Annotated in this window: 5 protein-coding genes; all 5 read right to left on the reverse strand. The window is 46.0% G+C overall.

Annotated elements, in window-relative coordinates:
* Positions 1-3426: glycoside hydrolase family 99-like domain-containing protein (locus A7D21_RS35700; RefSeq protein ID WP_171902671.1), on the reverse strand; the 3426-nt coding region annotated here is incomplete at its 3' end.
* Positions 3427-3429: 3 nt separating this feature from the next.
* Positions 3430-4851: an ABC transporter ATP-binding protein gene (locus A7D21_RS33485; protein WP_069553810.1), complete on the reverse strand. Its 1422-nt coding sequence runs from the start codon at positions 4849-4851 to the stop codon at positions 3430-3432.
* The gene (locus A7D21_RS33490) at positions 4841-5662 is read right to left on the reverse strand and encodes an ABC transporter permease (RefSeq protein ID WP_069553811.1); all 822 of its coding nucleotides are present in this window, start codon (positions 5660-5662) and stop codon (positions 4841-4843) included. Before A7D21_RS33490 ends, A7D21_RS33485 begins: the two co-directional genes overlap by 11 nt.
* Positions 5662-6207 carry a dTDP-4-dehydrorhamnose 3,5-epimerase gene (gene rfbC / locus A7D21_RS33495; RefSeq protein WP_069553812.1) on the reverse strand — a complete coding sequence of 182 codons (546 nt, stop codon included), beginning with the start codon at positions 6205-6207 and terminating at the stop codon, positions 5662-5664. The genes A7D21_RS33490 and rfbC overlap by 1 nt, the downstream gene beginning before the upstream one ends.
* Positions 6207-7008, reverse strand: an 802-nt coding sequence (gene rfbA / locus A7D21_RS33500) for a glucose-1-phosphate thymidylyltransferase RfbA (protein ID WP_069553813.1), incomplete at its 5' end; no start/stop codon positions are given. The genes rfbA and rfbC, both read right to left, overlap by 1 nt.

Raw genomic sequence — 7008 nt, forward strand, 5'->3', positions numbered from 1 at the left:
GTCCTCACGATGGGTTGATTTTTTCGTATGCACCTTTATTACATAATCATGTCTACCGGAAATCAACTGAGGCAAAATCTTGATAAATGGTAAGACATCCCGGCCACGATTTTTAACCGGCAGCAATTTAAAATTATGACCTCGTAGAGACAGCTTATTACCGACAGACGCTTGCTGCTCGTGAGTCGTAGTTACATAGAGCATGAACGGCGTCGAGCAAATTGCATCTAAATAATCGAGTATTTCATCGAAAACATCTTCGTAGAAAGCATGTACAACAATCGCCAGAGGACACTCAGAAGATTGTGTCTGATGGGATAGAGATTTACGCACCTGCGCCATGCGAGTGGCTTCAAGATAAGCATAACCATAACGCTGATCCGGCTCTAAATGCGCGCCCTCTGCCCACTCATTCCATGCGTTGACGAAAATCAATCGCTCGTCAGAGTTTTCAAAACGCTCACAGGTATCGTCTATAGCATTACTCAACCATTGTTGGTAACCCAACGGTGAACTGTTAAGAAGGATTGAACCTTTGCTCTTACGCCGTGCGGTATTATCCCAGGCCGGACAAACGCCTCGAAACAAAGTATATCCAGGCTTTTTATAATTCTGACTGCGCTCGATAAAAACTCGCCAATCGTAAACATTTGCGCCGAAGTCGTCTCTTAGAGGAGTCACACTTTCCGTAATATTCGGAGGGGCGGAGTTATTTGGTGGAAATTCGATAGCCGCATCGAAATCATATTTACTTGGATCAACAGTTTCAAATGATTGAGTATAAGCTAGATAGATTTCACCAATTCCATTATTTCGACACCAGGCACGCCAGCGCTCGACCGTCTCCTTGGCCGACGGTAATAAACTAGGACGATAAACCATCAGAAGTGGCTTTCCATCAATACGAATATAGCGCGAATCACACATGTATTGAGCTACATAGGCGATAAAAGCCAGATCGTCTTCCGGTGAGTGTTTTTGATCAATCAAAATCTCGCTGTCCAAGCCGTCCCAGCGTCGACTCCAGTTCTCATTTGCCCAGCACAAACAAAATGGCAGCTCCAAGCTGGTGTCTTTAAGATAGTTTTCAATCGGTGTTTCTAGCAGGCGCTTACCACCGAACCAATAGAAGTAGAAGCAGAAACCTTCAATTCCATAAAGTTTGGCAAGTTCAACTTGACGCCGCTGAACCTCAGTATCCAACAGACTATAATAACCAAGCTCACCAGGAATATGAGGCTGGTAATGATCAACAAACTGGGGTTGAGCCGGTTGTACGTTAGACCACTCAGTAAATCCTTCACCCCACCACTCATTGTTCTCAGCAATAGGGTGAAACTGTGGCAAGTAGAAACAAATCAACTTTGTCGACTTGTTTTCTAAGGGCTCGCGGCGAAGCAAAGGAACATACTCTGCGCTGACCTCCGTTTGCACTGGTAAGGTAGCAACAAAGGGAATTATGTACTCACTACCATCGATCGGCGCTGTGAAGTTTTTCCAGTTTCGATAGGATCGGCTCCAACTAAACAAGCTCGGCAGTGCGGTGAACATCTTACCTTTAAGGCGGCTCTTGGTTTCTGCACCACCAGGCAGCTTGTGCCACAGGCTATGAGCACTATCAGAAACTATTCGTCGAAGTAACAAACCAGGTTTAGTCACCGCACTTCTGCGAAAGAACCGCAGTGGTTTTGTCAAAAACCAAGACTTACTGCTAATAATCTGGGCAAGTTCATTATTAGACAGGGCCAACTGAATATTAGATTGAGATATCTGCTGACTTAGGTCAAACACCTTACTTTGTTCAGCTAAAAGTAGGTTTTCCAATACCGTTAGTCTGCTCTGCAGATGATCGCAACTATCGCTCAATCCTTCAAGCTCTTTGAGGCGCTGCTCATAGGATTCAGTAATTTTCGAATGTTCTTCAACTCGACTATCAAGCGCATCCACAAGCCGCGAAACTTCATCTTGTGTTATTTTCAAGTCAACACCAATCTGATTAACCCGTAAAGACTTTTCATTCAGGCGCTGCTCGTATGAGTCCGCCATTAGCGCGTGTTCTTTAACTGTACTATCTAGCGCCTCGGCAAGACGCAAGACTTCATCCTGAGCGACTTTCAAACTAATACTAATCTGATCAACCAGTTTAGACTTATCATTTAGGCGCTGTTCATAGGCAACGCACATTTTTGTAAACTCTTCAAAACGGCTGCTTAATACTTCAGTGAATCGAAGGGCGTCTTTTTGGGCGGCTTCGCGCGCAGTATCTAACTGCTCAATCAGATCAGCTTTTTCAATCACGCTCTGCTCGTATACCTCACGCGCAATCCGATATTCATCTGTAGACTTATTCAAAGCGTGCTCTGTAGTCAAATGCTGGATTTGCAGTTGTTCAAAGAGGTTGCGCTGGCTAGATAGTTCGGTAAGCAACTGATCATGTGACTCAGCCAATCCTTGACTAGCTTCTACTGCAACATCCCTTAAACTAGAAAATTCAGCCAGTTGTTGTAAAGCACTTGCGCATTCACGAGTCGCAACATCGCAGGCATTCTCTAGACTGTCAAGGTACGCCATCAGAGGAACAAATTCGAGAAAGCGCTGTTCAAGCACTCTCCAACGCTGTTCAAATTCACTTCCGTTGACAGGTAGCATATCTGTAGATAGTTGCTGAAGTAGCAGATAAAGCTCTTGAATGAATGGAGAAACCTGCTGGGCATCACTCAGTAGACCGCATGCTGCCACATTATGCCGAAGCCCCGGAGTAAGAAACTCTTCCGCATACTCTCGAAGTGCTTGTGGAGCAGAATCCGGAGATGGTAATTCAAGTACTCGAGCAATTCTCTTCAGCTGCTCTTCAGGCGCATCAAGCATAGCCTCGTAAGACACAAATACACGCTGTTGCTGATGAGTTCCTCTAAGTACTCCTACCAAGTGCTTAGCCCATAACATCAGACCTTTTACTTCGGAAAAATTATCACGTTTGAGCAGCGATTGTGCGACCTCTAGAGGATTACGAACAGCGATAAGGTAACTAGCACTCATACCAAGCTCAGCGAATACTGCCTGCCAGAATGGTAGCAGTATAGCAACGCGAGGATCCTTGAACGCCAACACACTATTATCCGAGAGCTTACCTTTCAGAAGGGTAAGTGCCGCAATACGCTCTGATAGAAATTCTTCCTGCAACAAAGCTTGATCATCCAATGGACCAAGACTATGCCAAGATGAATCAAGCTTCTCTAAAAGAGCCTCATTAAAGGCGTTGATCTCAGCATCTTCCCAAAAGCCTTTGTCGTTATTTCCAGGAATCGCACCGATCAACTTATCTCCAAGATTTACCGAAAGCACTTGTAGCCCACGGGTTATCGCGCTTGTACCGCTGCGATGCATACCAAGCACGACTATGACTCGCTTCGTCATCTCAATCATAAGTCACTCTTCCGAAATGGTGGCCATCGAGGCAATATCAAAATTAACCAGGGCGTTAGTCATACAACCCTCATAGGCCTGGACTCGAAACATTACCGCGTCGAGTATACGATGGAGGTAGATACGCTCAGAAGTAACTGAAGTTTCACCTTGCAGCCCCGCATTAAAAAAGTAAGTACCCGGGTTCATCAGAGCACGAAAACCAAAACGAATCTCATACGTCTGCCCAGATTTCGCCGCGGGTAAGAACCTATTTACCGCAGGATAATTAGCACCACCAATTTCGAGGCCGCTAACAGTCTTAATCAGCATACCAAACTGAATATTATACGCATTCTCGAGAAAGCGAACCGCATAGCAATATTGATACTCTTGCATCGCAACCAAACTATTGACGCGTACGCCTTCAATGGTCTCGATATGCGGATCTATAATAATAGCACCGTGTTGTTCATACTCCATTCGAGTCTGTGACACCATGCCTTCAATATAATGTGCACTTTCCGTCTTAATATTTGGCGCGACAACCGAGTGACCAATTGCCGTCATGCTAATATCCGGATTGGCACCAGAGACCTGCATGGCCCTGATTACTTCCTCTCGAACATGAGCACGACGAACCTCAGGGGCGAACAATAGCTTATTGTAAAGCGCCGTGGTTTCTTTGGGTGAACCATCAAACAGCAATTCGCCATTATCCAGCAGTAGAGCCCGATCGCAAAGCTCTACAACCATGGCTGCGGCATGAGATACGAATAAGATAGTGGTACCATTTGCTCGTAGTGTTTCAATACGCGCGAAACATTTACGACGAAATGCATCATCACCAACAGCCAATGCTTCGTCTACAATCAGGATATCCGGCTCGCGAGCGACTGATACCGCAAATGCCAGCCGCACAAACATACCACTTGAGTAAGTCTTTACAGGCTGATCAATAAATGCGCCTATCTCAGCAAACGCTTCAATCTCAGTATAACGCGCATTAATTTGCTCTTCCGTGAGACCGAGTATAGCTGCGTATGAATAAACATTTTCACGCCCTGTAAACTCCGGATTAAATCCCGCTCCTAACTCCAGTAGTGCAGCAATCGAACCATTAACTACGCACTCTCCCCCTGTAGGGTTTAAAGTGCCACAAATCACTTGTAATAGCGTGGACTTTCCGCTCCCGTTACGACCAACGATACCAACAGTCTCTCCCTTCCTTATTTCAAAAGAGACATTTTTCAAAGCCCAGAATTCACGATAGAATCGCTTATATCCCCGACTTAGCATCTGCAAAAGTCGATCACTTGGTTTGCTATAAATCTGAAAGCACTTACTTAAATTGCTCACACGAATAGCGACATCACCGTCCGAGCAACGCTTTAACAACGCTACTTCAGAATCAAACGCATTTTTCCCAGAATATTCAGAGGACATCAGCAAACCCCTTTCGCGTTTTCTGGAACCAAGCAAACCCTAGCCACGCAAAAATTAATGCCCCCACAAAGTAGAAAAGTAACAGTGAATAACTCGGTTCTTTCCCCCAAACCAAAACTTCTCTGGCTTGCTCAATAATGGGCACAAGAGGATTCATTTGCATAATTACTTGATAGTCTTCTGGAAGGGATGATACAGAATAAAATATCGCAGATAGAAACATGAGCATAGTAATCACCACACCGATCACCTGTGATATATCACGCAAATACACACCCAAGGAAGCAAGCGCCCAAGAAACCCCCATCGAAAAAACAATCAATGGAAAAACAACTACGGGAAAATAGAGCACCGTTAAGTGAGGAACACCAAAAAAAATACAATAAAATATTAGCCACACGAAGAGGCTTACCAACCCATGAAACAAGGCAGCCCCAAGTATCACCCAAGGCAAAATCTCCAAAGGAAAAACAACTTTCTTCACATAATTAACATTGGACAAAACCAAATCCGGAGCACGACTAGCACACTCAGCAAAAATATTAAACACTATAAGGCCCGCAAACAAAACAAGAGCGTATTCTGTTTTTGAACCACCACTTCCCGCCCCCCAACGCGCATTGAAGACCACACTAAAAACGAAGGTGTAAACTGCAAGCATTAGTATTGGATTAAAGAATGACCAAAGCAGACCAAAACTAGAGCCCCGGTATCGCCCCAATATCTCTCGCTTCGTAAGCGTGTTAATAAGAGATCGATTACGCCAATAACTTGCAAACATTTCTATAGGAGAGGAGGAAAAGTTCTGCATTAATCAAAAACCTCAGCCTGAGCCAGCAATGAACCCTGCAGATCCTTTGCTGATAGCGCTGGAGGCTCATTTATTGGCCACTCTATAGCTAGAGCCGGATCATTCCATAGAATCGATCGCTCATGCGAAGGTGCATAGTAATCCGTTGTTTTATAGAGAAACTCTGCAGTATCCGAGAGCACAACAAAACCATGAGCGAAACCTTCAGGCACCCACAGTTGTTTCTTGTTTTCCGCAGAAAGATAAGCGCCCACCCACTGCCCAAATGTCACAGAGCTACGGCGAATATCCACAGCAACATCAAACACCTCGCCTTGTACAACGCGCACCAACTTTCCTTGAGTCTGATGCATCTGATAGTGCAGACCACGCAATACTCCTTTGACTGAACGAGAGTGATTGTCCTGCACGAATTGTATCGAGCGGCCGATAGCCTCTTCAAAGGAGCGATGGTTGAAGCTTTCAAAAAAGAAGCCACGATCATCACCAAACACTTTCGGCTCAAATAACAATACGTCAGCTACAGCTAATGGTGTCACTTTCATTAGTAAATTGTCTCGTGGAGCAGGCGTTTGAGGTATTGGCCGTAACCGTTCTTGAGCAGCGGCGCAGCCAAGCGCTCCAGTTGCTCTGCATCGATCCAGTTCTGACGGAAGGCTATCTCTTCAGGGCAAGCGACTTTAAGGCCCTGGCGGTGCTCAAGCGTAGCAATGAAATGGCTGGCTTCGAGCAGTGAGTCGTGGGTACCCGTATCCAGCCAAGCATAGCCACGACCCATTATTTCTACCGATAGCTCACCTTGCTCCATATAGACACGGTTAAGATCGGTAATTTCTAGTTCACCGCGAGGAGACGGCTTGATGCTTTTGGCGATATCGACGACTTGTTTATCGTAGAAATAAAGCCCGGTTACGGCATAGTTGGACTTTGGCTGAGTTGGCTTCTCTTCCAAGCTGATCGCCTTGCCCTGACCGTCAAACTCGACAACGCCATAGCGCTCTGGGTCATTGACGTGATATGCAAAGACACTGGCGCCCTCTCGTCGCACCATTGCGCTTTGCAACAGCTCATTAAAATGGTGGCCGTGATAGATATTGTCACCCAGCACCAGCGCCGACGGATCGTTGCCGATAAAGTCCTCGCCGATGATGAAAGCCTGGGCCAGGCCATCCGGGGAGGCCTGTACGGCGTAGGAAAGATTCAAACCCCAGTTACTGCCGTCACCCAGCAGCTGTTCGAAACGCGGGGTGTCCTGTGGGGTGGAAATGATCAGGATGTCGCGAATCCCCGCCAGCATCAGCGTGGTCAGCGGGTAGTAGATCATCGGCTTGTCGTAAACCGGCAGT

The organism is Pseudomonas sp. AP19, assembly GCF_001728855.1.
Classification (GTDB): domain Bacteria; phylum Pseudomonadota; class Gammaproteobacteria; order Pseudomonadales; family Pseudomonadaceae; genus Aquipseudomonas; species Aquipseudomonas fluorescens.

Bases quoted from the DNA above. Each gene is read 5' to 3' on its own strand.
- A7D21_RS33485 (WP_069553810.1), bottom strand. From the start codon at position 4,851: ATGTCCTCTGAATATTCTGGGAAAAATGCGTTTGATTCTGAAGTAGCG.
- A7D21_RS33490 (WP_069553811.1), bottom strand. From the start codon at position 5,662: ATGCAGAACTTTTCCTCCTCTCCTATAGAAATGTTTGCAAGTTATTGG.
- rfbC (WP_069553812.1), bottom strand. From the start codon at position 6,207: ATGAAAGTGACACCATTAGCTGTAGCTGACGTATTGTTATTTGAGCCG.